This window comes from Sphaerisporangium dianthi (genome assembly GCF_042654065.1).
Classification (GTDB): domain Bacteria; phylum Actinomycetota; class Actinomycetes; order Streptosporangiales; family Streptosporangiaceae; genus Sphaerisporangium; species Sphaerisporangium dianthi.
This window is the reverse complement of the sequence record NZ_JBHSFP010000034.1, coordinates 1-26905: the sequence shown is the minus strand read 5'-3', so window position 1 is coordinate 26905 and position 26905 is coordinate 1. Positions and strand designations below refer to the sequence as shown.

Below are 26905 nucleotides of genomic sequence, written 5' to 3'. Positions count from 1 at the left end.
GCTGCTCAGGCGGACGGTCGGGGCGTCTGTCCAGTCCTGACGTAGGGCAGCGTAGCACGATGCGTTGCACCGCACTGCAGTGCAGTGCAGTGCGGTATCAGTTGGCCTCTTCGAGAGCGGCGATGAACTCGGCTAGATGCTGGTCGGTGATCCTCCTCAGCTTCCCGATCTTGATGCTGCGAAGCTGCCTGGTCCTGAGGAGGAAGTAGACCTTGTCGCGGCCTACGTGCAGCATCTCGGCGACCTGCTCGACTGTGTATGCCTGCAAGGGCTCACCCCCTTCGCTCACGCCCATCGGGCGTGGAATCCCTGTGGTGATCACCTCCGTCGTCACCATGCGTGATCGTCCACGCGTTCGTCCATGGACGGCTGTGCGTCCCTTTACGTGCAGGCGCGCGCGTGGACGTGGACGTGGACGATTACCGACTGTTAGCTGTCTGGCAGTGCGCGCCAGCGTCCCCGGCTGACTTGCGCGGCGCGTCCGGAGTGGGCGTGTTCTTGCAGGCGGTAGTAGACCCATGAGCGGCCCATGCCGGTGCGTCGCATCAGGTCATCGATCGAGAGTCCTTCTGTGGGAGCGTCGCGGAGAGCCGCCCACAGCGTGTTCTCTGCGTCCTGTGACGCTGCCTGACGTACCTCGCACGGGACAGCCGATGAACTCTCGCTGGATGCGTCTCTATCGGCTTCCATGGGGGCCGTTTCGAGGGCGGCGACGGAGATGTCATCGAGTGGCGGACGGTTGGAGGCGTGCCGGACAGCGGTGCGCTGAACGGCGTCGTCGGCGAGCAGGAAGGTACGGGCACGGCGAGGGATGTCGTGTTCCGGTGCGCTGACGAGGAACTTGCCGGGGGCGTTGAGGGTGTGGGAGTGCCAGCCGCCCTTGAGCATGCCTTGTCCGAGGATGAGGTCCACGTCTCGCCGTTCCCGTACGCGGAAGGAGATGCGTACGTCCATCTGTGAGCGCACCGCGCCGTGCCCCATGGCCTTCTGGGAGGGGCGTTGTGTCGCGGCTACGAGGGTGACCGCGACGGCGCGCCCGCGACGGGCGATGGAGTCGGCGTGCCTGACGGCTTCGGGTGCCTCGTCGACGAGTTCGGCGTACTCGTCGACGAGGATGACCAGGGCGGGCGCGTCGGAGCGTGGCTGCCAGACCCGTTGCCCCTGCTGGGCCAGCAGATCCGCGCGACCGTCTAGGACGGCTACGGCGTCGCGCAGCAGCGCTTGGGCCTCCTGGGCGGTGGTGGCCAGGCGGTCCAGGCAGGATGCCCACGGGAGGAGTTCCATCCCGCGTTTGAGGTCGATGCCCCAGATGACGACGTCCGGGCAGGCGGACAGGTCGGCGAGGATGACGTTGACCCCGCCGCTCTTTCCGGCGCCGGCCACGCCACCCACCAGGGCGTGACGTCGTAGCAGGGACACCCGCACCGGGCTTCCGTCCTCGAATAGCCCCAGCTTGACGGGTTGGGTGATGGAGCTGACGGAGGGACCGGGCCAGGCGATCGCGTCGGCGTGCGGGTCGGTCTCGATGACCCGCAGTTCCATGCGGTTGGCGCGTTCGGGCACCGGTTGGACGCGTGCGGCTCCACGCCGCGTGCCGAGAGCCGACTCAAGCGCGGGGAGTTTGGACACGACGTCTTCCACCGTCTGCCCGCGTGCCAGCGCTACCCGGGCGCGGTAGCCCCACAGGTCTACGACCGCTGATTGGATGCGTGAACCGGCCAGGCCGACGGCCTGAGAGATCTCCGGCCAGGCGGCGAGCGTGCGTTCCACGCGTACGCGAGCACGGCGGCGGCGGTGTGCCCACCATGGGAGGCCGGCGACGAAGGCTCCCATGGCGAGCACATGAGGGAGTGGCACGGTGAACGGCCCTACGGCTGTCGCGGCTGCGGTCCATCCCCCGGCGAGCATCACGGTCACCGCGGCGTAGCCGCGTTCCGCAGGGCGGGTGAGGTTGACCCATCGGCCGAAGAACGCGAGCGCCCACGAGGTCAGCGCAGTGACGATGAGCACTGTTGGCCACCATGTGGCGTATGCCGCGTGAAGGATCGCCCCACCCGTCAAGATCAGAAAGGTCATGCTGAGCGGCGCGAGTTCGGAGCGATAGCGCCACATCGCCTGGCCGAGGGTCACCAGGACGATGGGCGCGAACTCCAGGTCATCGGACAGGATCATCATCGGTTCGATGCCGTCGCGCCGTATGCGGCGGGCGTTGCGGCGCAACCGGTGTCGAGAGTGCCGGTGCCTCGTCATCCGCCCTCACCTCGCCTGGCCTCGTCGGCGTGTTGTGCCGTGAGTTCGTCTCGCAGGTAGAAGAGCGGGTCGGCTTCGCCGTCGTGGTGAGCGGCCAGGGTGGCGCGAGCTGCGGCGATTATGTCGGCGCGCTGCCGGTGGACTCGGGAGAGTTCGGCGTGAAGGCTGGTGATCTGTGCTGCGAGGGTGAGCGTGTCGTCCAGTGCGGTGGTGACGTGCTGCCAGATGTCGGCAAGGGTCAGGGTCGTGGAGGAGAAGGCGGTGATGAGCTGTCGGGCGGTGCGGTTGCGGTCGATGACCTCCTGAAGCGCTGGTTCGGGATATGGATGAGTGTGGGCCACTAGGCATCAACTCCTTGGGTCGGGGACAGGGTCAGGAACTGGTGAGCCAGCTCAGGACGGCGCTCACCGCGCGCCGGATGTCGGGGGCGACGGCGGTAGCGGCCAGGAAGAAGCCGAACAGCAGACACGTGACGGCCTGCCAGAGTCGCAAGCCCAGGTAGCGCCAGGCGATGAACACGACCGCGCCCAGGAGCGCCACCAGGGGAATCGACACCGTCATAGGGACCTCACCTCCTCTCGTCGCGTCTTGGGCAGTCGGCGTTCCTTCAGGTCAGATGCCGTCGTGATATGCCTTTCGGCGGTGCCACCGGGCACGGGCGCGGCACTTTCGACACCGGGCTGTGCCTGGGTCGGTGAGCGCGCCGCAGGGGCAGCGGCGGTCGAACAGATGGGGGATGCGCAACTTGTTCACCTCCTCATGTCGCAGGAGTAGGGCGGTGCTGCGGTCAGCGGCGGACGTGGACGCCGACGAGGCGACGCGTCGCGCCGTCGATGGAGGTACGGGGCGCACCTGACAGGCTCATGTGCCGGTCCGCCCGGCGGATGCTCGCGGACATCGTGAGGAACCAGACCAGGCCGGCCACAGCGAGGCCGAGGGCAGCAAGCAGGATGGTCAGGTACGCCATGGGGATCACTTCCTTTTCGCCGTCGGAACCTTGCGAAGCGAAGGTAGGTTCGGCGGAAGGGGTGCACCCATCACGAGGTGAGATTCTGCGGTGAGATCGAACAGATCATGCGGTGAGATAACCCGCAGGTGGGCGGGCTGATCAGACGCGAAAAGCCCCCGGAAGAGCCAGGGAAGGAGCGGGTGAACGCTCTGGCTCCGCCGGGGGCGGCTTCGGAGATCACATGCCGGAAAGGGCTTACGCCGAGGGTGGCGGTTGTCTCTGATGGAACAGTTCTAGGAACTCGCGGACCTTCTCACGCGCCCGCTTGTGGGCGGCTTCCTCCGAGGGCAGCCGTTCGATCGGCTGTGACCCCTTTGGGCCGGGCAACTTGCAGTGCAGTTCCATCGGCCGGGAGACCACGTCCAAGGTGAAGGCGCGAACCCCACCGACCATGCCGTGTCTAAACGCGAGGATCTTCGGTGACTGCACCCACATGATCTGGGGTTCAACCATCGCCGGACCCGCCGTCTGCGCTCATCCGCTGCCCTGGAATTCGTGAGTTGACTTCCGGTTGGTCTGGCACAGCGGCCGGGAGCCACTGGTCCCGCACCATCTCCCAGTAGAGGAGGGCGATGCGCTGCGCCGCTGAGTCTGGGAGAGCGATCGGGGAGAAGGCGTAGACCCTTCGCCCCGTGCTCTGCGAACAGCGTCCGGTCCACCAGCGGAAGTGTGGTCCGTCAGATCCGTGCTCACACCACACCACCAGGCCACACCGGACGGAGAGCGCAGCCACTCTCTCGCCGGGATGGACATCAGCGATGATCCCGTGACTCTCCAGAGCTTGGGACAAGCGTGATGCGGCCAGGGCGACGGGAGAGTCGTCTTTGGGCTTCTTGATCATCTCTTCGCGTCTCCATGCTTCGAGGCCACTAGCCGGCCTCTACGGGTCGCGATCATTGATTTCCTTGCGCGTTACCTCATTCGCGGAGATATGCCCCTTTGGCCTCCTCCTCTGGCTCTGACCTGCGTCTTGCCTTGAGGAGAGGTTTCCAAGCAAAGGGCCTTCAGCTAATCTCGCCGTGATATCTCACGGTGTGATGGACTTAGCGGTACCGAACTTCCAAGTAGGCGAATGACCAGAGGAGCGGAACGCGCGCCATGGCAATGGACCAGCGCAGCATCAGAGACATCCTCGATGCCGTTTTCGCACGTCAAGACATGGACGATGTGTGCCGGCGGCGCGATGTCGGGGGCATCATCCGCATCCTCGCCAAGTTCGGGATCACTCAAGGACAGATCGCCAGCCTGACCGGAATCACTCAGGGACGTATTAGCGAGTACAAGACGGGCAAGCGCATCCCGACCGCAAAGTCTACATTTGAGGCGTTCGCTGATGGCTTGGGTATGCCTGCACACCTGCGTCACCATCTGGGGCTTTCTCCGATGAGTGACAGCACTGGTGCAGGAGGTACTCAAGTGATCAGCGGCGAAGGTCAGATCGCCACAGACACATTCGACTTGCAGCTCCTAGCGGAAGAAGTCGGGAAGCGGGGTGACGCGTTGAAACGCCGTGAACTGCTCGGCATGATCGCGCGACTTGGTGCCACCACAACACTCGCCCAGAACGAGGTATGGGAACGGCTCTCCTACGCCCTGACCAAGCCGTCCGCCCTGGACGAAGCCGTGGTCCGCGAGATGGAGGCACGGTCCGCCGGCTTCCATCGCCTCGAAGAAATCATGCCCGCGAACAGCATCTACAAGGGTCTCGCCCTCCACCTCAGAGAGGTAGGGACGATCCTCAACGGCACGGCCACTGACCCCAAGGACGAGCTGAGGCAACGCCTGATCGTCGTAGCAGCGGAGAGCAGCGTCCTGGCCGGCTGGATCGCCAGCGACATGGGAAGCCCAACGACCGCGCGCAACTTCTACACCACTGCGGAGCGCGCCGCCAAAGAGGCCAACGATCCCAGCATCATCGCGTGCGCCTACGCCTACCGCAGCTACATCCCCAGCGCCAAAGGCTCCCACGGGCGAGCGAGAGCGCTGCTGGCGAGCGCGTTAGAGGTACTTCCCCCGTCATCATCCCCGGGGACGATGTCATGGCTCGCCGCGCGGCACGCGGAGGAGAGCGCGGCCCTCGGTGACAAAGAGAGCGCCGTCCACTCCTGGGCACGCGCCGAAGAAGCCTTCAGCATCTCCGACCCCGAAGAAGACCGCGTCTGGACCCGCTTCCTCGACCAAGACCGCTTCGACTCCTTCCGCATCGCGACCTACTCACGCATGGGAAGACTCAACGAGGCCGAAGAGATGGCACACGCCGTCATCGCTCGACTCCCTCAAGTCGAGCGCAAGCGAGCCGCCATCATCCTCGCCGACATGGCCACAGCCCACCTCGTCCAAGGCTCCATCGACGCAGCCGCCAAACTCGCAAGAGACGGCCTCGCCGCAGTCAGAGAAACCGAATACGCCCTCTGGCTCCCAAGATTCGAAGTCCTCGCCGAGTCCTTGAGACGCTGGCAGACCCAACCAATAGTCCGAGCCTTCATGGAAGACCTAGCTATGACGAAGCGCCACTTCTCTTCGTCTCAGCGCTAATCCATGCAAGATATTCAGCGTTGCCGGTGACAATCTCAGTCGCAATGATCTCAGGCGTCTCGTAGCTATGATTCGCCTTGATATGCTTCTCCAGTGCAGGGAACAGGCTAAGAGTCGCCTTTATTTGCAGTAGCCATTCTTGCGAGTTCTCTAGGTTGCCCTGCCACCAGTAGATCGACCTTATCGGGCCGACGATCTGTACACACGCGGCCAGCCTGTTTTCCGTAATGCTGCGAGCCAACCTGCTGGCCATATCCTCACTGGGGACAGTCGTCGATATTTGCAGGTAAGTGATCATGACTCTCCGCTTCATTGCTAGCGCGGATATGAGTATCGAACTCAATCGGCGTGAATCAAGGATGGTCGGTGAAGACGTTAATCCTGTCCAGGCTCCTGGTAGATCAAGTTATAGGTGCCCCTGCACCAGCGAGGGAGCCATGATGGGAAAGTTTTACTCAGCTCCTTTATATCTGTGGCCGTTAAAATCTGAGCTCCAGACCTTTTGGTCGGTGCTACCTCCAGGCCATATCGACGAGACCTCTTGTCTATGTTGTTTTCGCGCGTATCGAACAATTGCTCGAATTGTATCCCCATGAAGGCTTCGATGGAGTCGTGAAAGCTGTTGCGATGGCCATATGCCTCGTAGGTGGCGCAACAGATCCACAGGAGTATATTTCTGCATGCTGCAGACTGCGGAGTGGTGCCCGTGTCGGTTATCCAGTTGGAGGGCAGTTGCGACGTTCGGTCACGGGTTACGGTGTCCAGCATGAGGGCTAACGACGCACGGAAGGATGCTCCCTGATCGGCTAATGATCCGAGGTCGCCCACAATATGATCATCGTAGTTATTTCCGACCCCTCTGAGAATCCTCTCCAGGCTCCTGAACGAATACCCAGCCACGGACTTATCGAATGCAAGGGTCCCCAGAGAGGTTACGCCAGTCTTGGGCGGTGCGATGTAGCCGGCTTCGATCAGGTAGTGAGTGAGGGTTTTATCCGAGGATGCGATTAGATGAGGAATCGTGCGTTGGATTGCTGAATCTACGTACTCTGCCCATTCCGCCTCGTATTCGACAGCAAGGTCCGCCATGCAGACGTTGGCCCAGCGCGCTATGAATTCCTCAAAAGGATGCGGATGCGCATCTGGGCATGCCTTATCGGTCATGCAACTGATGCTAGCGTCCAACATATTCATAAACCTTGCTCGTGGATCGCGATATAGATTGAGGACTGCGATCGTGGAATCAAAAGATGCGTGGGGAGACGTCACCGACCACTCAGTTAGTGTGCGAGAGAAGACGTCATCCATGAGTCGCGGGCTCACTGGAGACAGATTGATGATTCTTAGGCACAGAGGGAGGTAACGAGCGTGGCTTTTCTTTCCAAGGGTCTTGCCTCGCTCAAGTAGTCCGTCGATTATCTGTCTTGCACCACCCCTGCGGTGAACTTCTGCCGACTGCACGATAAGATCTGGTAAAACTGAGCTGGAGTCGCGATCAAATATTCTTGCGACCTCCGAAGTGATATTCGCGATTTCGGAGTTTCTGACCAGAGATTCCGCGGCAAAGAATTCCATGAAGGTCCGGTGTGTAAACACGAATATTCTTTGGTCACGGTCATTTACTCCTGCTGTTCCAAGCAGCCAGGCCCGATCTGCGCAGAAGTCGAGAAAAGCGCCAGCACGTTTTTCTGCTGCTAGTTCAGGTACTGCGGCAGTGTCAACGAGGAAGGTTGCTATGACTTTCCTGATCTGCTGCTCTTCCAATCCAGCCTGTGCGGCCTGACTCTTGTAGAACCAGCTCGCGATCTCCTGCATCAGTTCGTCACCGTAGTGCTGGTGATCATAAGGTTGTTCGATATGTCTCATAGAGTCCCAGCGATTGAAAAGCAGATCCGCGCATTGCGAGTATATCTGCCGTCGGTTTCGCGGGATGTATCCACGAGCCTTATATAAGATGCAGAGCAGAGAAAGCATCAATGGATTGCGGCGAAGATCCGGAATCGACTCTAGCTCGATGAGGAATTTGGACAGCTCCGAATCGGAGCGTTTTGTGAGCGTGAACCATCGTGTCGCGTACTCGCGAACTTGTCTGTTAGTGAATGACCGAAGCTCGTATCGCGTGAATAGCGCCGAGTCAAACTGTGCTTGCGAGTAGCCGATATTTCTTGTCGTAGCGATTACGGAGCATAGTGGAAATCTTTTAGTGAGAGTCTCTATGGACCGCACTAAAGAACGGCGGCGACCAAGGTCTAGTATCTCATCTACACCATCGACAATTATGAAGCCTCGGCCTAGCGTGAGGATATCCTCGATTTCGTTCTCGGAAAACCTCAAGTGTAAGGTGTTACTGATCTTGTCCCGTAGTAGGTCGATGATACTGGTTGTGCCTCGCGACGCGTACTCTCGACAGTGAATTATAAGAGGAGTTGTCCAGGTGTCGGAGGTGCCTTCGGCTAATTGGCGAATTAGGTACTCGGTGAACGTGCTCTTACCTACCCCTGGATCTCCGGTAACGACTAGCCTTGCCTTACGCTGATTTCTAAAAATTGCAGAACTGCTTATTATGTTTTTTGTCAGTGGATCGGTAAGATCGCGATCTATGTATAGCTTGTCAATCTGGATGCGAAAATCTTGCTGGGAGTGTTCAAGGCGAATCTGGCTGTAGTGCTCGGTGATATGCCGGCGGATATCGGCCACGTTGTCTTTGATTGCAATCAAACGATCCAGGTCTAGCGACATCTCTACTAAATGTCGCAAAAACCGGGGGATCCCTTTGCGAGTTTTAGCTGTCGCTGGATCTCCGCCGATTTGGTTACGGAATTCATGTAGTTCTGCTGGACTTAGGGCTTGTAGAACCCGCTGCGCTGGAAGTGCGGACTCCAGATAACTATCTATATTTTCCCAGAAGTCGGTTGCATGGCTATTCCATGGCGTTTCGCTGTCTGCGCACCAATGATCCGCCGAAGCTATAAATGTTTCCCGAAGATTGCCGATGATGGATGTCAAGGTTTTCTTGTCGGTGGCGGAAAGTCGGCACAGAAAGTGAGCCTGGAAGATGTTACGAACTTGGAAGCTTGAAAGGAAATTCGCGACATCCTCGGCCTGGCGGTTCGTGAGTATCCCAGTGATCTCGCCCGAAAGATCGTTTATCGTGACGGACCAGATATCAGGAATGTCTGTTGCTCCATCGGGCTCAATGTGGGAGATGGTGCGCAGGCTTCCCATGGCAAGATCTCCCAACGCCTTTGTTATCAGCGATTCACCGATGGGCATAATTCTCTCCTTGGGTCTGCATGGGGTCGAATTATAGCAGTTTAAGCTTTTCTCGGCTATAAAACATCGACTTCTATTTCAGGGGAACGGTTGTGAGTCATGTACTTCTCCTTGGCATGGTGCTTGCCCTGCTGGGCTACAAGTATCGTTACATACCTCTGTTTCCCGAAAGGGCGATTTACAACCTTTGGCGGTCTGGCCGCCGTACTGTCGTTTATTGCGGGTATGTCCCCACGAGCCGCTGTGGACAGCAAGGCATGGCATGAGTTCGAGTTCCGGGGAGCCAGGCTGGGGAGCCAGCGGCCTTAGGCCGCGCCAGATCGCCTCGTACCGCCCCAGAAGTTTCCACAGGCGGGAGGCTCCCCGTTCGACTTCGTCGGACCCCCTCAGACCCTTGGCTCGTGGCTGGGGGTCAAGGGGTCGCAGGTTCAAATCCTGTCGTCCCGACCAGGTATCACCTGGTTGGCAAGGGTGTCACGAGATCACGTGACACCCTTCCTCGTTTCTGAGTGACTAACCGGGTGACTACCCCTTGAAAATGCGATCCGTGCTCTTGGGCGCCGCCCAGGAGCACGGGCCGGATCTGCTTGCGGTAGACGGCCTCGGTGACGGCCGTCCCGCTGTGGCCGACAAGACGAGCGATGTCCTCCAAGGGGACGCCCTCGTCCGAGACAGAGAGACGAAGCTGTGCCGCATCTCCCGCGGTGACCGGTCCTTGCCGACGATCCTGCGGGACAACCGGCCGGGTGCCTGCGCACCGGGAGTGCGTTGCGGGTGCCGCGAGCACGCGCCCGGCAGAAGGCCGGCGGCCACGTGGCCCCCGAGGTGCTGATCAGCCAGTGACCCGCCGAGGCCGACGACCGCGCCGTTCCGGGACACTGGGAAGGCGATCTCATCTGAACTCGCTGCTGAGCAGCAGTGTTGCGACGACTCCTTGGACCCACCCGCCGCCACGGGGTCAGGATTCGGCCGTCGTCGAGACCACCTGCGTCGTGCTGTTTCGATGCCGGTAGTCGTTGGGTGACATGCCGTATGCGGCGCGGAAGATCTTGCTGAAGTGGGTGCCGCCGGTGAAGCCCCAGCGGGTCGCGATGCTCTGGATCGGACGGGAGCGCAGGGCGGGGTCGGCCAGGTCGTGGCGGCACCGTTCCAGTCGAGAGTGGCGTATCCAGGCTGCGACGGTCATGCCTTGGCCTTCGAACAGTTTGTACAGGTGCCGGATAGAAATTTGATGAGCGGCCGCGATGAGGTCCGCCCTAAGGGCGGGATCACCGAGCCTGTCCTGGATGAAGCAGTGAATCCGGGCGAGCAGAGCCCGTTCCCGCGCCTCGGGCGACAGGCACGCCGTCGCGTCGAGTTGGTGAGCGCAGGCCGCCGCGATCAGGTCCACCGTTACGGCACCCAGAGCGACGGTGTCGGCGCTGGTGTAGTCGCCGGCGTTCTTCATCAGCTCAATGAGGTGGCCGGCCAGCACGGCGGCGATGCCCTTCTTGGCGGAGAAGGGTGCCGCGGCGAGCCGTCCGACGGTGGTGGAGCGCAGGCCCAGCGACGCGCGAGAGACCTGGACGACCACGGCCTCGTTGACGCCGTCCTCTGCTGATCGCCATCCTTGGTATGGCCGCGAAGAATCGATGACGACGAAGTGGTTCGCCCCGAAGAATGCGTTTCGGCCGCTTTGGGTTAACCCCCCGCCACCACGCACCATGAGTAGGAACAGGTAAACCTCGGGATCGCACTGCCGGACGAGCCTCGCGGTCCGCTCGGCGCGCACCATCGGGTGAGTCAGTACCGATATCTGCACCCCGGCACAATCCAGCACCCTCACCGACGCCTGGAAGTCGGCTTCGCTGTCACTCCGGATCCGAGACGGCACATAGGTCTGCGATGCCATCTCCAACCAGAGGGGAAAGCGATCCTCAGGGGCCAGATCATCGGTCCTGAATTCCTTAATGACCATTTGTGGACACCCCCGTCCAGCCCGACGCGTTATCGAGCCGAAAATAGTCAGCCACAGTCACTGTGTTCGTCCGGTAAGCCTTTCCGCCCCGAATGATGATCAGGGGTCGGCACATTTATTACTTCTGTGAGCGCCTTTCATCGTCTTGTCGGCGATGGTCTCGCCTACGACGCTTGGGGAAGGCCGCTTGGTGTCGGCGTCGCACTGATTGACGCATAGACGTGGTGTCGGTGCAGCTTGGTCGGGTGTTGCTCGAGGTGTTTTCGCTGGTAAGGGTCTTGTGGCGTATTTTTCGGACCGGTTCGGTCCGAAGAGTGATGGCTATGGAACAGTGCCGGGGGCTGCGGAGTGCAGCCTGAGCAGGTGATCGCTGGGCTGCTCGATGAGGATCAGTGCCGGACCCGAGCCCGGCTCCAGGGGCGGAGTGCGGTATCAACCGGCTCAAACGCCATAGCGCGGTGGCCACCACACCAACGCCTTGTACTTCTGGGTGTGCACGCGCAGCGCCTCAGCCGCCCAATCCGGCAGTGGCACCACTTGCCGGCCAGGCACGCGAGTCCCACGTGACCGTGCAAGAAATCGCCAGAACCGTGCAGAGAACGACTACCGGCCGCTGAGCGGGGCTCGGCATACTCGAAAACAAGAGCGCTCCCACACCAACGACGAGCACCATCTCCCCGGTCACGACTCGGTGCCACCGGTGACACCAGCCAACGTCGGCGACCGGTCTCAACCTGCCCCTCAGGCACCATCGCGGGGCCGGGATACATGATCAACTCGGCAGATGGGACTGAACGAGAATCATCTCTGATGGCCGCTGCCTTGCGCGCATCCAGCGACGGCCTGAGCGAAGGGGATGTGGCCACCGGCATGGAGGTGGCTATGCGCACGGGGTAGCAGATACATGCCCAACCTGGCGGTGGCGCGGGGACGGCGCTCGCGGTGTTCCCGGCGGGAACCGGGCCCGCCGGCACGATCGCCGTCCCCAGCGCGGCTTCCGCGATGGCCGGTCCTGCTCTGCGCCGGGAGCGGCCGTCCCGCCCTCCTGCCGGTGATCCGGCGGCGGCCTCCGCCTGGCGCCAGGCGCCGAGGTCACCTGGCCGGCGGGCGGCGCGGCCGAGGTGAGTCTTGCCGGCGGCGCGGCGGCGCGGCGGCGCGGCGGCGCAGGCCAGGTCGGGCACGTCCTGGACCAAGGTGGAGGGCTTGCCGGTACGCGTGGAAGACGGCAAGGACGGCAGCGCCAGGACGATCCAGGTAGAGATGCCGGACCAAGTCGCCGCCAGGACCGCTCCCGTGTCTGGAGTGCTGCTGCGGATAGCGCACACGGACCGTGTGGGCGGAGCGACGTCGGTACAGGTCGACTACACCGCTTTCCGGTACGCGTACGGAGGTGATTTCGGCTCACGGTTACGACTGGTGCGACTGCCTGAACGCGTGAACGATTTCGCGCAGGCGGACTTCTGCTACGGGCTGCACGGAGGTGACACGCTGATCGCTGTGAACGAATTTCCTTTTGGCGGGGATCGCTTGACAGGTGGAGTTGTGATCTGGGGGACGAGTGGTAGAGGCGGTACACATCAGGTTCGGTCTCCTCGGCCCGTTGGAGGTTCGCTGTAACGGGCGTGTGGTTTCGGCTCCGGCTGGCAAGAAGCGGTCGCTACTGGCCTTGATGCTGCTCAACCCCGACGGGACGGTGAGCCGCGGAACGCTGACCGCCGAGCTCTGGGGGGACTCTCCACCGAGGTCGGCTGCCGCTAACCTGCGCAACTACGTCTCAGGTGTGCGGACCTGGCTCGCGGACCGGTGCCACGGCCCCGCCGGTAGTACGTTGACCAGCACGGGGAACGGCTGGGCGTTGAACACGGCCGGTCCCGGACCCGTGACGGTCGACGTGCGCGAGTTCGAGGCCGATCGGGCGAACGGCCGGAGCCTGGTCCAACAGGGTGATCTGGTCGCCGCCGAGTCGTATCTGCGCCGTGCGGCGTTGTCCTGTCGCGGACTGCCGTTGCAGGATGTCGCGCAGGGCGCGTTGCTGGGTGCTCGCGCGGCGGTGCTCACAGCCCAGTGGTTCTCGGCGGTCGAGGAGTACGCGGACCTGTTGATCAGGCTGGGTGACTACGAGCGTGCCCGGACAGTGCTGCACGAGTTCCTCAGCGTTCACCCGACTCGCGAACGAGCGTGGGGACAGCTCATGCTGGCGTGTTACCACGATGGGGATGTGGCCGCGGTGGTCCGGGCCTACCGCACCGGTCGCGAGGCACTCGTCGAGGAGCTCGGAGTTGAACCCGGCCGTGAGTTCACCGCCCTTTACCAAGCGATCCTGCGCCGCGAGGCCGTGCCCGACGGCACCGCACCGGTTTTCGTGTCCGCGCCTTGGGGCCGCTCGACCCGCACGGGCCCCTTGGGCCGATACACCACACACCGATGAGAAGGGTGTCATCTTGGCTGGTCAGACAGGATTCGCACCGGATTTGCTCACGTACGTCCGGGAGGTGTCCCTGAGAGAGACCGACGTGCTGCGGGAGTTGCGTGCGGAGACCGAGACCTATCCCATGGGGCGGGCCATGCCGGTGATGGCGGAGGAAGGGCAGCTGCTCGCCCTGCTCGTCGGCCTGACCAGGGCGCGCTCGGTGCTGGAGATCGGCACGTTCACCGGCTACAGCACTTTGTGGATGGCCCGCGCGCTCCCCCCGGACGGCCGCCTCGTCACGTGCGACGTCACGCACCGATGGCCGGCGATCGGTATGCCGTACTGGCAGCGGGCCGGCGTGGCCGACCTGATCGACCTCCGGATTGGTGACGCGCGGGAGACGCTGTCCGAAGTGCTGGCCACCACGGGCGGTGCGACGTTCGACATGGTGTTCATCGACGCGGACAAGTCCAACTACCGGACGTACTACGAGAGCTCGCTGGCATTGGTCCGCACCGGCGGATTGATCGTGGTGGACAACACTGTCTTCTTCGGGCGGGTCATCGACCCGGATGCGCAGGACCCGGACACCGTGGCGGTGCGGGAACTCAACGCCTTCCTGCACGGCGACGACCGGGTGGACCTCTCAATGCTCAGCATGGCCGACGGCATCACATTGGCTCGCAAGAGAGCGTGCTGACCGCTCGCGCAGTGCGGTCTAGGAGTAGTGCACCCCGGTAGCGTTCGTCTGGTCGGCGCGCAGGGTGAGTTCTGCGACGCGGGAGAGCTAGGCGTCGTCGGCGCGTTCGACGGCCTTCCCCAACCCGAGTGAGCGCAGGGACTCCCAGTCCGCATCGGGGAACCGGGACTGCGTGGTCTCCCGCCGGAAGGCGGCCTGGTACGTTCGCCGCCGGCGGCCACCTGCTCCGCCACACGCGCGCCCGGCTGGTTCTCCCCGCGATCATTGTGCCGGCGATCGCGGGGAGGATTGTCGCAATGCTCCCGAATCAGAGCGCCGGGTCTCACCGGCTGCCGTACGCGGAGCGCCATGATCACCTGAGTGCGGTGCGCAGCGTGTCGCTCACGTCGGCTTTCGCCGATTCCAGATAGAAATGGCCACCGGGGAAAACTCGTAGTTCGCACGTACTCGTGGAATGAGCGCTCCAGGCCTTCGCCTCTTCGAGGGTGGTGACCGGGTCATTGTCGCCGACGAGCGCGAGGATCGGGGTGTCCACCACGCTGTCCGGCTGCGGTACGTAGGCATGCAATGCCCGGTAGTCCGCACGGGCCACGGGCAAGATCATGGCGCGCACTTCCTCATCTCGAATGAACTGTTCCGCGGTCCCTCCCATCCTGCGCAGCTCGGCAACGAGCATGTTCTCGTCGTCCACGTCGAAGCGCTTCTCAGGACCTGTTGACGGGGCGCGACGCCCCGAGACCACCAGCAGGGACGGGCCCGGCTCGCCCGCGGCCGCGGAACGGCGCGCCACCTCGAAGGCGACCAGTGCTCCCATGCTGTGACCGAAGAAGGCGAAGGGCGGAGCGACCTGGCCTCGCAGCGCCTCGAACACCTGGTCCACCAAGGCGTGCAGACTCAGCGCGACCGGCTCCCGCCGCCGTTCCTGTCTACCTGGATACTGGATGGCCAGCACCTCATACGCCGGCGCGAGGCTTTTGGACAGCCAGAAATAGGCGGAGGCCGAACCGCCGACATGCGGGAAGCACACCAGCCTCCGCGAGGCTGCCGGGGACGGATGGTAGCGATGGATCCAGAGGGCCGGATCGATCGTCATTGTGTTGGTCCTCCTTGGCAGAGAGTTGTCAGGTTACGGCCGGCCGGGGCGCCTCAAGCCGCATCGTGGCGGGCAGCGGGCGTTCCTCCGGTGTCAGGTGCAGCCGTTGTGTGTCCGCGTCGTGGGCCGGCCGCAACCTGGTGAGACAGCCGCAGGGCTCGTCGGTGAGCCCGGCGAACCGGTAGGCGATCTCCATGATCCGGTTGCGCGATGTGGGCCGGAAGTCCGCCACGAGGTGCGCACCCGCCACGGCGGCGCTCCCGATCAACCAGTTCAGGACCACCGTGCCGGCGCCGAAGGACACCACCCGGCACGACGTGGCCAGCAGCTTGAGATGCCACACGGCCGGGTTGTGTTCCAGTAGCACCACGCCGACCGCGCCGTGCGGCCCGAACCGATCACTCATCGTCACGGTGAGCACCTCGTGCCGTGGGTCGTTCAGCATCGCGCGCAGATCACCGTCCGAGTAGTACACGCCGGTGGCGTTCATCTGGCTCGTTCGCAGCGTCAGCTCCTCAACCCGAGACAGGTCCTTCTCCGACGCCCTGCCGATTCGCATGACCAGGTTCAAGGAGCGCAGAAATTCCTCCGACGGGCCGGTGAACGCCTCTTGCTCGGCCTCCCGCTGCAGATTCGCCTGATACATCTGACGGCGCTGCCGGGAATCGACCGTAACCGTCCTCGGGATGAACTCCGGCAGCGCGGGCAGCTCTGGGAGTCGCTCGGCCGGATAGCAGCGCACCTGTGGCAGGTGGAACGCGACCTCGGCACGTTCCACCTGTTGATCGTCGACGAATGCGATCGTGTCGTACGCGAAGTTCAACCGGTCGGCGATGTCCTGTATCGATTTCGACTTCGGTCCCCACCCGATCCTGGCCAGCACGAAGTATTCAGCGATGCCCAGCGCCTGCAGTCGCGCCCACGCCAGATCATGATCGTTCTTGCTGGACACCGCGTGAAGGACGCCCCGTGCGTCGAGCTCGGCGAGAACCGGGCGTACCTGGTCGAGGAGGAACACCTCGCTGTCCTCTAGGAGGGTGCCCTTCCATAGAGTGTTGTCCAGATCCCAGACGACACACTTCACGGTCTTGATCGGCTCGTTCACTGTGCGTCCCGCTGGTCGGCGGGGTCCGTGCCGGCAAGGGCGTGCTGCGCGAGGATGAGCTGGCAGATCTCACTGCTCCCCTCGATCGTCTCCATCAGGATCGCGTCCCGGTGTGCTCGCGCCACAACATGGCCGTCCGACGCGCCCGCGGAGGCCAGCACCTGCACCGCCGACGCGGCGCCCTCCGCAGCCCGGGCCGCGCTTACGTACTTGGCCAGCACGGTGGCGACGACCTGGTCCGGCGAGCCCGAGTCCCAGCATTCGCTCGCGTGCCGGCATGCTCTGGTGGCCACCTGCTCGGCGGTGAAAAGCTCGGCGATCCGGCGTGCGATGAGCTGGTGCTCCGCGATCGGCTTGCCGAACTGCACCCGCGACCTCGCGTGGCGAGTCACTGCGGTGAGGCAGGCCCGCAGGATGCCGACACAGCCCCAGGCCACCGACATCCGCCCATACGCCAGGGCCGTGGTGACCAGCAACGGCAGCGACAAGCCCGCGCCGCCCAGCACGTTCGCCACGGGCACTCGCACACCGTCGAGCTGGACATGGGCGTGTCCGGCCGCACGGCAGCCAAGTGCCTGTGGGACCTTTTCGATGTGGACGCCTGGAGCGTCTGCAGGCACCACGACGACCGCCCCATCGTCGCCTGCTTTGCAGAAAACGACCACCAGATCGGCGTAGGCGGCAGCAGTGATCCAGGACTTGCGCCCGTTGACGACCACGGTATCGCCGGTGAAGCGGAGGTGGGTGTCCATCACACTGAGGTCGCTGCCGGCGTCCGGCTCGCTGAAGGCCACCGCCGCCAGCCGACCCTCTGTCAGCCCTGGCAGGAACGCAGCCCGCTGCTCCCGGTCACCGAGGCGCCGCATCGTCCAGGCCGCCATGCCCTGCGAGGTCATCACGCTTCGCAAGGAGCTGCACAAGCTGCCGACGTACGCGGTGAGTTCGCCGCTATCCCGGCTGGCCGCGCCCAGACCACCGTACTCCTTCGGTACCTCCGCACAGAGAACGCCCGCAGCGCCCAGCTCCCGCAGGATGCCGACGGGGATCTCGCCGGCGGTGTCCCAAACGGGGGCCTGGTCCCCGACCAGGTGTCGGACGGCGGCACGCTCACCGGAGAGCAGGTCAAGCATTGCCGCCACCGGCCGCGTCCCCGCGCAACTTCCGCACGAGCGCGACCATGGCCTCAACCGTGCGGAAGTTGACCAGTTGCAGGTCGCTACCAGCGATCACCACGGAGAAGGTCTGCTCCAGGAACACCACGAGTTGCATGGCGAACATCGACGTGACCAGGCCGGTGGAGATGAGGTCCTGGTCCACGGCGGGCGTGACCTTGGCCTTGGCCGCCACGAACCGGGTGATCTTGTCCTCGATGGTATCCGTCTCGGTCGAGGCAAGCCCGACCCGTTCCTCTGCGGTCACTTCGCGTCCTCCCTGTAGTCGTAGAACCCACGGCCGGTCTTCCGGCCTAGCTCACCCCTGCGGACCTTCTCAAGGAGAACCTCGCTAGGACGGCACCGCTCGTCCCCGAGCCGGGCGTGCAACACGCGCAGTGAATCGGCGAGGTTGTCGATCCCGATCAGGTCCGCGGTACGCAGCGGACCCGTCGGATGGCCGAGACAGCCCTGCATCAGCGTGTCCACCTCCTCGGCGGAGGCAGTGCCCTCCCCGACCAGCCGCGCCGCCTCATTGATCATCGGGTGCAGAAGTCTGCTGGTCACGAAGCCTGGTGCATCGCGTACCACCACCGCGCGCCGACCAAGGCGCGCCAGCAGCGAGAGCACCGACTCGACGGTCTCTTCTGCGGTACGCGGCCCGCGAACCACCTCCACCATGGAGATGAGGTACGAGGGGTTCATGAAGTGCGTGCCGATCAGGTCGCCGGGGCGGGGCACGCTCTCCGCCAGCTCGTCAATGGGTATTCCGGAGGTGTTCGAGATCAACGGGGTGCCGGGGCCGACCAGGGCGGACGTCTCGGCGAATAGCTTCGACTTCACCTCCGGCGACTCCGTGACCGCTTCGATCACCGCACCGGCACCGGCGACGTCGCTCAGCGAAAGCGTCGTCTGCAACCGGCCGGGAGCGCGTTCCGCCGGCACCGCGCCCATCAACTGCGCGTGCCGCAACCCCATCTCGATCTCGCCATGGGCGCGTTCTAGCGTGGCCTCATCCACGTCGACCAGAACGATGGGAAAACCTTGGCCGACGAGCAATGTCGCGATGCCCGTGCCCATGACCCCCGCGCCCAGGACCGCGATGGTCGTGTCATCCGTCATGCTGCCTCCTCCACCTGCAGCGACGCCACTGAGGTGCCCTCGCGAAACAGGCCTCTCTTATCGGGCCTGTGAAACACCGCATTCAAATGGGCACAAAGCCGTTCGTCGACCGGTTGAGCGATCGAATCGGCATATTGCGCCATCGGTTCCACCGATCAACGGGAACCTCCACGACGGGTTCCGCCCCGCCCCATGAAACGACCGTGTCGTCGGCGACCGGCTGTCCCGATCCATCGGCCGGCAGGGCCGCGGGCGAACAGCGGCGGCACGGACAGCGGCCCGGGACGCCGATTTCTCTTCAGGTCGAAATACCTGCCCGCGGCGGGCAGGCGGATGTCATACGCCGGCCCGACAACTTCCTGGCCGTCTAGGAACATCTCGTCGAAGTGGTCGATATCCAGCAGGCGTAGCGCCTCGTCGGTGGATATCGGGGTCATTCCAGTGACTGCGATTTCCGGTGATGATCCACTGTGCCCTCACAACAATTGCGATCTGTGTGCTCGGTGAACGCCGGACGTATGGCTGCCCGGTCAGTGATGACGGTGGCAGCAACCGGATTCAAGCTACCACCACCTCCGAACGCGCCAGGGTGACGGAGCCGTCGGCGTATGCGGTCCGCTATGCGCTGCTCGGTGATGATTGGGTGGCATTCGCATTGCCGTCGTCCGCGACATCGCGTACGTGCTGAACGCGTACGGCGTTCACAGATGAGGAGCCTGATGGAATTTCGCATCCTGGGCACCGTCGAGGTCGCCACGTCCTCGGGCGTCACCATCCGGATCGGTGGACCCAAAGTGCGGACGCTGCTGGCCGTGTTGCTGTTGCGGGCCAACACATCCATACGGACGGATCGGCTCGTCGACGTTATCTGGGACGGCCACCCGCCGCGCAGTGCCATGTCGACCGTGCACGCTTACGTCAGCCGGCTCCGGTCGCGGTTGGCGGCGGCAGGCGCCGACGGCGCGGACCGGATCGTCACGGACGCGCAGGGATATCGAATCAGGGTCGCCCCGCACGAGTTGGACGCGGAGAGTTTCCGGCAGCACGTGGACCGCGCCCGGGCCGTCAGAGACGAGGGCGCGGCCGCGGCGGCCGGCGAGGAGTTCGACGCGGCACTCCGGTTGTGGCGCGGTCCCGCTCTTGCGGACATCAGCGCCGGCTTCGTCCACCCCCACGCGGCGAGCCTCAACGAGAAGCGCGCGGAGGTGATGGAGGAGCGGCTGGCCATCGCACTCGACACAGGACAGCCGGAGCTGGTGGCCGAGCTCCGGAAGATGGTGCTGGTGTACCCGACGCGGGAGCGGCTGACGGGTCTGCTGATGCTGGCGCTGTACCGTGCCGGCCGGCCGGCCGAGGCCCTGCGGGCGTTCCAGGCCATCTGCCGGCGGTTTCGTGAGGAACTCGGTATGACGCCGGGACGGGAACTGCAGACGCTGCACCAGCAGATCCTGACCGATACGGTCGCTCCGCCGAAACCGGCCGGCGTGCCGCTCGCCGCCGACCGGAACCTTCCGCCGGACCTGGTCGACTTCACCGGCCGCACCGAGCAGGTCCACCGGTTGACGAAACGGCTCACCGACACCGGCACCGCGACCGCGGTCTACTCGATCACCGGCATGGCCGGAGTCGGCAAGACCGCGCTGGCGATACACGTCGCGCATCTCGTGGCCGACCGCTACCCGGACGGGCAGCTGTTCCTCGACCTGCGAGCGCATCGCACCGACTCGGGTGCGATACGTCCCGACGCCGCGCTGGAGACGTTGTTGCTCATGATCGGCGTCCCCCGGCAGGCTGTTCCGGACACGCTGGAACTTCGCGCCGCGTTGTGGCGCACCCAGATGGCCCACCGCCGGGCGATGGTGGTGTTGGACGACGCGGCCTCGCTCGCGCAGATCGAGTCCCTGCTGCCCGGCAACAAGGACTGCGTCGTCCTGGTGACGAGCAGGCACCAGCTGTCGGGGCTCGCCACGACCGACACCGTGCCGGTCGAACCGCTCTCCCTCGACGGCGCCACGCACCTGTTCACCACGATAGTGGGGCGGAACCGGGAGATCCCGGCGGAAGATGAGATAAGGGACACCGCTTCGCTGTGCTCGTGCGTCCCGCTCGCCGTCCGCGCGGCGGCCGACCGGTTCGTGAGCCGTCCGGCGTGGAGTGTCGGCGACCTGAACCGCTGGCTCGCCGACACCTGGGTCGTCCGGTCGGAAACGGTGTCCCGGGACGTGAGGACGGGCAGCGCTCTCGCCGGCTCGTTCCACCTCCTCGACGAGGCTCTGCGCGATCTGCTGGTGTCGCTCGTCGCGTACCCCGACAGCACGTTCGACGTCGACTCGGCCGCCGCGTGGGTCGGCATGCCGACCGAGAAGACGAGCCGGCGCCTGGAGGCGCTGGTCGATCGGAGCATGCTGGAGTCGCCCCACTACGGAACCTACCGATTCAACGCGTTGGTGTGGGCCTACGCCTACGGCCAGGCTGTCGCCGTTCGCCGTACCGCGTGACGAGATGAACCAGGAGAAGTCTGATGTCCCGGATGTACAACGGTGTTTCGTTTTTCGAGATCTCGACCGACAACCCGATAGCCGCTGAGCGGTTCTACGGCGAGCTCTTCGGCTGGACGTTCACGGATGGCCACGGTGATCCCTACAGCGTGATCAGGACCCCGAAGACCGACGGGTTGCTGGGTGGACTGTGGGACAACCGGGCCGACAAGGCCGAGAACTGGGCGATCGTCTGCATCGAGGTGGCCGACGTGGAGGAGGCTTGTGCCAAGGCCGTCGCCGCGGGCGGCAAGGTGTACTCGCCGCCGATGGAGACGGTGGGTGTCGAGAACGGCCCGATCTTCGCCCACCTGCTCGACCCGTCCGGGAACCACATCGCGGTCTACTCCAGGAGGGATCAGCCCGAGTCCTGAATCCCGGCGGAGCGGAGACCAGTGGTGAACGAAGAGAAGTACGCGGAGTACCTGAAACGGGTGACCGGTGACCTGTACCGGACGCGGCAGCGGCTACGCGAGGTCGAGGAGCGGGCTCGCGAGCCGATAGCGGTGGTGGGCATGGCCTGCCGATACCCGGGTGGTGTGCGTTCGCCGGAGGACTTGTGGCGACTGGTGCGTGACGGCCGGGACGCCACTTCCAGGTTCCCCACTGATCGTGGCTGGCAGGTCTCCGTTCCGCTCGACGGCGGTTTCCTGCACGATGTGGCCGACTTCGACGCCGGGTTCTTCGGAATCTCGCCGCGCGAGGCCAGCGCCATGGACCCGCAGCAGCGGCTGTTGCTGGAGACGGCGTGGGAGCTGTTCGAACTGGCCGGGATCGACCCGGTGTCGTTGCGCGGCAGTGACACCGGTGTCTTCGTTGGGCTGTCCGACCAGGACTACGGCGCGGTGGCACGAGTCCCAGGCGCCGGGCTGGAAGGCCACCTGCTGACCGGGCTGACCACGAGTGTCGCCTCCGGGCGGATCGCGTACACCTTCGGCTTCGAAGGACCAGCGCTGACGGTGGACACCGCGTGTTCGTCATCGATGGTGGCGATGCACCTCGCCGGCCAGTCACTGCGCGGTGGCGAGTGCTCCTTCGCGGTGGCCGGTGGCGTGGCGGTGATGACCACTCCCGCGGTGTTCCATGAGTTCGCCCTGCAGAACGGGCTCGCCCGGGACGGGCGGTGCAAGCCGTTCGCCGCGGCGGCCGACGGCACAGGCTGGGGCGAGGGCGTCGGGCTCCTGCTGCTCGAGAGGCTGTCGGACGCCAAGCGCAACGGCCACCGGATCCTGGCGGTGCTGCGTGGTTCCGCGGTCAACCAGGACGGGGCGTCCAACGGGTTGACCGCACCGAACGGCGCCGCGCAGGAACGAGTGATCCGCCAAGCGCTCGCCAACGCCCGGCTGGCTCCGCCCGATGTCGATGCCGTGGAGGCGCACGGCACCGGTACCACCCTCGGCGACCCGATCGAGGCGCGTGCCCTGCTGGCGATCTACGGCCGGAACAGGCAGGCGGACCGACCGCTGTGGCTGGGATCGGTCAAGTCGAACATCGGCCACACGCAGGCGGCGGCGGGCGTCGCGGGCGTGCTCAAGATGATTATGGCGATGCGGCATGGTGTCCTCCCGAAGACACTGCACATCGACCGGTCGACCCCACACGTCGACTGGTCCTCGGGCGCGGTCCGCCTGCTGACCGAGCAGGTGCCGTGGCCGTCGGCGGGGCATCCCCGGCGCGCCGCGGTCTCGTCGTTCAGCATCAGCGGCACCAACGCGCACGTGATCATCGAGCAGGCGCCCGACACCGTCACGGGCACGGCCCCGCCCGCGAACGCCCCGAACGTCCCCTGGCTGCTGTCGGCCAAGACCGAGGACGCCGTGCGGCTGCAGGCGCGCCGGCTGCTGGAGCACCTGGACGGGCGCGCGGATGCCGGCACCGAGGACATCGGCTTGTCGCTGGCGACGACCCGGGCCCACTTCCGGCAGCGCGCGGCCGTTGTCGCCGGTGATCGTGCCGGGTACGTCTCGGCTCTCACGGCGCTGGCGAACGGTGTCCCGGCCGCCGGCGTGAGCACGGGCACGGCGGGGCCAGAACGAGGTGGCACCGTATTCCTGTGCGCCGGCCAGGGGTCGCAGCGGTTGGCCATGGGACGCGAGCTGGCTCGGGCGCACCCGGTGTTCGCCGACGCCTTCGACGAAATGTGCGCACTGTTCGACGGCAGGCTGGACGTCCCGCTGCGGGAGGTCGTGTTCGCCGAGGAGGGCAGCCGGGAGAGCGGGCTGCTCGACCTGACGGCGTTCACCCAGGCGGCCCTGTTCTCGGTGGAGGTCGCGCTCATCCGGCTCTTCACGTCCTTGGGACTTCGGCCGGACTTCCTGGCCGGTCATTCGATCGGTGAGGTGGCCGCGGCGCATGTCGCGGGAGTGCTCAGCGCCGCGGACGCCGCAGTCCTGGTGGCGGCGAGGGGACGGTTGATGCAGGCCCTGCCTTCCGGGGGCGCGATGGTGGCGATCAACGCCGCCGAGCCGGAGGTCGTGGCCTCCCTGGTGGGGTGCCTCGGCGAGGTCGGCATCGCCGCGGTGAACGGCCCGCGGTCCGTGGTGATCTCCGGCGACGAGGAGCGGGTGCTGCGGATCGCCGCGGCGTGGCGGGCGCGCGGGACGAGGACCAAGCGGCTGAGGGTGAGCCACGCCTTCCATTCGCCGTCGATGGAGCCCATGCTCGCCGGATTCGGTGCGGTGGTCGCCGGCCTCGTGTTGAACCCGCCCCGGGTCCCGATCGTCTCAACGCTCACCGGTGCCCTGGTGACCGACGAGATGACGACCGCCGAGTACTGGGTTCGGCAGGCTCGCGGCACCGTGCGGTTCCACGACTGCGTCGGCACGCTGAAGACCCTCGGTGTCACCAGGTTCATCGAAGTCGGCCCGGACGGGGCACTCACCGCGCTGGGACGGGACGGTTCCGACGACGGCGCCGCCGCGTTCATACCCGTGCTGCTCGGCGGCGATGACGAGGTCGCCGCCGTCAGCACCGCGGTGGCGCAGGCGCACGTGGCCGGAGCGGCGGTCGACTGGGCGGCGTTCTTCGCCGGCGGCGACGCGCGGCCCGTCGACCTGCCGACCTACCCGTTCCAGCGGGAGCGCCACTGGGCCGGGCCACCTCGTCAGTCCATCGACAGCTGGGGTTACCGCGTCGGCTGGACGCCGCTGCCCGTTGATCCGCGACCGGGCTTGCACGGCAGGTGGCTGCTGGTCAGCAGTGCGGCGGGCACGGACGGCCCACTCGTAGCAATGGCGGACAGGGCGCTGCGCGAGCACGGCGCCGACGTGGTGCACCTCCAGGTCGACCTGTCCGGACTCGACAGGGACGCCCTCGCCGCCCGGCTGGCACAGGTGTGCCAGGAGGCGGTCGGCGTGCTTTCCCTGCTCGCTGTCGGCGAAGACCCCGCCGGCACGACCCTCACGCTGCTGAACGCGCTGGGGGACGCGGCCCTGCCGGCGAGGTTGTGGTGCGTCACCCGCGGCGCCGTCGCGATCGGCGACACGGACCGGGTGCACGGCCACGAGCAGGCGGCGGTGTGGGGGCTCGGCCGGACCGCGGCACTGGAACACCCCTCGCGCTGGGGCGGCCTGGTGGACGTCCACGACCTCCAGACCGGCCCCGCTCGGGCACTGTTGGCGTGCGCGCTGGCAAGGGCGGACGGCGAGGACCAGATCGCGATCCGCCCGGCCGGCATGTTCGGCCGCCGCCTGAACCGCGTCGCGCTCGCCGAAACGGTCGGGGAGACCTGGGTGCCCGCCGGTACCACGCTCGTCGTCGGCGAGCTCGGGGAACTGGAGGCCGAGTTCTCCCGCTGGCTCCGCGACTGCCGAGCCGAGCACGTCGTGTTCGCGGGTGCCACCGACAGCGCGGCGCTGGGACGGCTGCTCGCCGAACTGCCCGCCGAATATCCGCTCACCACGGTCATCCACGTCGGCGGCGCCCGCCTGCCCGTCGCACTGGCTGAACTGAACGCGACAGAGCTCGCCGAGCAGCTCACCGGAGGCACGACCCCTGGCTCCCTCCTGGCGGAGGTGGGCAACCACGCGTCGCTTCGGACGGTTGTATTCTCCTGCCCGCTGGCCGGCGTGTTCGGCGGCACGGGTTACGGCGCGCAGGCCGCGGTCGCGGCCCTTTCCGACTCGCTCGCCGCGCGGGGGGACGAGCACGGTGTGCGAATCCTGTCGCTGTCCTTCGGACCTTGGGCCGGCCGGGACGGCGCCGGCGAGACGGACGGCCATGGGCTGCGAGAGATGGCCACGACACCCGCTCTCGCCGCGCTGCGGGCCGCGATCGGCTCCGGGCACCGCTCGCTGCTCATCGCCGACCTCGACTGGGCGCGGTTTTTGTCCTCCTACACCAGCCTGCGCCCGAGCCGGCTGGTCGCCGACCTGCCGGAGGCACGACACCGGGATGGCGAGCGGCGCGGACCGCGCGACAACCGGCTCGCCACACGGCTGGCCGGCCTGCAGGCCGCCGACGGCGACCGGTACCTGCTCGACCTCGTTCGCTCCGCCGCCGCCGCGGTGCTCGGGCATCGGTCCGCCAGGGCGATCGACCCGGGCCTGTCCTTCCGCGACGCCGGGTTCGAATCGCTGACGGCTGTGCGGCTGCGGGACGAACTGGCCGCGGCCACAGGCCTGCGGCTGCCGGCGACGATGGTCTTCGACCACCCGACACCGCAGGAACTGGCCGTGTTCCTCCGTGCGAGTGCCATGGGGGTCTCCGAAGACTCCCCGGCGGCGCCACGCGGTGCGGGGGACGTGCACGACGAGCCGATCGCCATCGTGGGCATGGCGTGCCGCTACCCAGGTGGAGTGGCCACTCCGGAGCAGCTCTGGCGGCTCGTGCTCTCGGGCGGCGATGCGATCGGGCCGTTCCCCGCGGACCGCGGCTGGGATGTCGACCGGCTCTACCACCCCGATCCGGCCCGGCAGGGCACCTCGTACACGCGCTTCGGCGGCTTCGTCCACGACGCGACCGAGTTCGACTCCGAGTTCTTCGGCATCTCGCCACGGGAGGCCCTCGCGATGGATCCCCAGCAGCGACTGCTGCTGGAGGCGTCATGGGAGGTGTTCGAGCGCGCGGGCATCGACCCGCGTTCGATGCGCGGCACACCGGCCGGCGTCTTCGCCGGCGTCTCCGGACGTGACTACGCCGGCAGCCTCGCCGGCACGCCTGAGCAGGTCGCCGGACTGCTGCTGACCGGTAACGCGACCAGTGTGGTCTCCGGCCGGGTCGCGTTCACGTTCGGGTTCGAAGGGCCCGCGCTGACCGTGGACACAGCGTGCTCGTCGTCGTTGGTGGCCGTGCACCTCGCCGCGCAGTCGTTGCGCAGCGGCGAGTGCGCGCTCGCCTTGGCCGGCGGGGTGACGGTGATGTCCACCCCGATCGAGTTCGTCGAGTTCTCCCGGCAGCGCGGTCTGGCTCCCGACGGTCGGTGCAAGTCGTTCGCGGCCGCGGCGGATGGGACGGGTTGGGGGGAGGGTGTCGGTGTTCTTCTGCTGGAGCGGTTGTCGGATGCGCGGCGTAACGGGCATCGGGTGCTGGCGGTGGTTCGTGGTTCGGCGGTGAATCAGGACGGCGCCTCCAACGGGCTGGCTGCGCCGAACGGGTCGGCGCAGCGGCGGGTGATCCGGCAGGCGTTGGCGAACGCCGGTCTTGGTGTGGCCGATGTGGATGTGGTGGAGGCGCATGGCACCGGTACGACGTTGGGTGATCCGATCGAGGCGCAGGCGTTGCTGGCGACCTATGGTCAGGGTCGGCCGGTGGATCGGCCGTTGT

At 65.5% G+C, this 26905-nt stretch carries 19 protein-coding genes; 6 read left to right on the top strand and 13 right to left on the bottom strand.

The window, feature by feature from the left end:
• Nucleotides 1–97: 97 nt before the first annotated feature.
• The 5 genes from ACFO60_RS33295 to ACFO60_RS33275 form a co-directional block, all read right to left on the bottom strand.
• The gene (locus tag ACFO60_RS33295; RefSeq protein ID WP_380848677.1) at nt 98–268 is read right to left on the bottom strand and encodes a helix-turn-helix domain-containing protein; all 171 of its coding nucleotides are present in this window, start codon (nt 266–268) and stop codon (nt 98–100) included.
• A gap of 161 nt (nt 269–429) precedes the next feature.
• The gene (locus ACFO60_RS33290) at nt 430–2250 is read right to left on the bottom strand and encodes a cell division protein FtsK (protein WP_380848674.1); all 1821 of its coding nucleotides are present in this window, start codon (nt 2248–2250) and stop codon (nt 430–432) included.
• Nucleotides 2247–2591, bottom strand: coding sequence for a hypothetical protein (locus tag ACFO60_RS33285; RefSeq protein ID WP_380848671.1), 345 nt, complete (start codon nt 2589–2591; stop codon nt 2247–2249). Before ACFO60_RS33285 ends, ACFO60_RS33290 begins: the two co-directional genes overlap by 4 nt.
• A gap of 31 nt (nt 2592–2622) precedes the next feature.
• On the bottom strand, nt 2623–2811 hold the full coding sequence (locus ACFO60_RS33280) for a hypothetical protein (protein WP_380848668.1): 189 nt from the start codon (nt 2809–2811) through the stop codon (nt 2623–2625).
• Between the two features lie 226 nt (nt 2812–3037).
• Nucleotides 3038–3217: a hypothetical protein gene (locus tag ACFO60_RS33275; protein WP_380848665.1), complete on the bottom strand. Its 180-nt coding sequence runs from the start codon at nt 3215–3217 to the stop codon at nt 3038–3040.
• A gap of 1140 nt (nt 3218–4357) precedes the next feature.
• Here ACFO60_RS33275 and ACFO60_RS33270 point away from each other — a divergent pair.
• Nucleotides 4358–5794, top strand: coding sequence for a helix-turn-helix domain-containing protein (locus ACFO60_RS33270; RefSeq protein ID WP_380848662.1), 1437 nt, complete (start codon nt 4358–4360; stop codon nt 5792–5794).
• Here ACFO60_RS33270 and cutA read toward each other — a convergent pair.
• From cutA to ACFO60_RS33255, 3 genes are all read right to left on the bottom strand, one after another.
• The gene (gene cutA, locus ACFO60_RS33265; RefSeq protein ID WP_380848659.1) at nt 5757–6092 is read right to left on the bottom strand and encodes a divalent-cation tolerance protein CutA; all 336 of its coding nucleotides are present in this window, start codon (nt 6090–6092) and stop codon (nt 5757–5759) included. The genes ACFO60_RS33270 and cutA overlap by 38 nt on opposite strands.
• Nucleotides 6093–6169: 77 nt before the next feature.
• Nucleotides 6170–9067: an NACHT domain-containing protein gene (locus ACFO60_RS33260; protein WP_380848656.1), complete on the bottom strand. Its 2898-nt coding sequence runs from the start codon at nt 9065–9067 to the stop codon at nt 6170–6172.
• 958 nt (nt 9068–10025) lie between these two features.
• Nucleotides 10026–11024: an AraC-like ligand-binding domain-containing protein gene (locus tag ACFO60_RS33255; protein ID WP_380848653.1), complete on the bottom strand. Its 999-nt coding sequence runs from the start codon at nt 11022–11024 to the stop codon at nt 10026–10028.
• A gap of 1669 nt (nt 11025–12693) precedes the next feature.
• On the opposite strand from ACFO60_RS33255, the gene ACFO60_RS33250 reads away from it, so the two are divergent.
• Complete coding sequence (locus ACFO60_RS33250) at nt 12694–13452, top strand: AfsR/SARP family transcriptional regulator (protein ID WP_380848650.1); 759 nt, start codon at nt 12694–12696, stop codon at nt 13450–13452.
• Between the two features lie 64 nt (nt 13453–13516).
• Nucleotides 13517–14134 carry an O-methyltransferase gene (locus ACFO60_RS33245; RefSeq protein ID WP_380848647.1) on the top strand — a complete coding sequence of 206 codons (618 nt, stop codon included), beginning with the start codon at nt 13517–13519 and terminating at the stop codon, nt 14132–14134.
• Between the two features lie 352 nt (nt 14135–14486).
• On the opposite strand, the gene ACFO60_RS33240 is transcribed toward ACFO60_RS33245, so the two are convergent.
• The 5 genes from ACFO60_RS33240 to ACFO60_RS33220 are packed head-to-tail and all read right to left on the bottom strand — an operon-like array spanning nt 14487 to nt 18605.
• Nucleotides 14487–15227, bottom strand: a complete 741-nt coding sequence (locus tag ACFO60_RS33240; protein ID WP_380848644.1) for a thioesterase II family protein — start codon at nt 15225–15227, stop codon at nt 14487–14489.
• Nucleotides 15228–15255: 28 nt separating this feature from the next.
• Nucleotides 15256–16332, bottom strand: a complete 1077-nt coding sequence (locus ACFO60_RS33235) for an HAD-IIIC family phosphatase (protein WP_380848641.1) — start codon at nt 16330–16332, stop codon at nt 15256–15258.
• Nucleotides 16329–17462, bottom strand: a complete 1134-nt coding sequence (locus tag ACFO60_RS33230; protein ID WP_380848638.1) for an acyl-CoA dehydrogenase family protein — start codon at nt 17460–17462, stop codon at nt 16329–16331. Before ACFO60_RS33230 ends, ACFO60_RS33235 begins: the two co-directional genes overlap by 4 nt.
• The gene (locus tag ACFO60_RS33225) at nt 17455–17751 is read right to left on the bottom strand and encodes an acyl carrier protein (RefSeq protein WP_380848635.1); all 297 of its coding nucleotides are present in this window, start codon (nt 17749–17751) and stop codon (nt 17455–17457) included. The genes ACFO60_RS33230 and ACFO60_RS33225 overlap by 8 nt, the downstream gene beginning before the upstream one ends.
• Complete coding sequence (locus ACFO60_RS33220) at nt 17748–18605, bottom strand: 3-hydroxyacyl-CoA dehydrogenase family protein (protein WP_380848632.1); 858 nt, start codon at nt 18603–18605, stop codon at nt 17748–17750. The genes ACFO60_RS33225 and ACFO60_RS33220 overlap by 4 nt, the downstream gene beginning before the upstream one ends.
• Before the next feature lie 719 nt (nt 18606–19324).
• Here ACFO60_RS33220 and ACFO60_RS33215 point away from each other — a divergent pair.
• From ACFO60_RS33215 to ACFO60_RS33205, 3 genes are all read left to right on the top strand, one after another.
• Nucleotides 19325–21103 (top strand): AfsR/SARP family transcriptional regulator, encoded by a 1779-nt coding sequence (locus tag ACFO60_RS33215; RefSeq protein WP_380848629.1) that lies wholly within the window; start codon nt 19325–19327, stop codon nt 21101–21103.
• A gap of 32 nt (nt 21104–21135) precedes the next feature.
• A complete protein-coding gene (locus tag ACFO60_RS33210; protein ID WP_380848626.1) occupies nt 21136–21516 on the top strand; it encodes a VOC family protein in 381 nt (126 codons plus the stop codon).
• A gap of 21 nt (nt 21517–21537) precedes the next feature.
• Nucleotides 21538–26905: type I polyketide synthase (locus ACFO60_RS33205; RefSeq protein ID WP_465269894.1), on the top strand; the 5368-nt coding region annotated here is incomplete at its 3' end.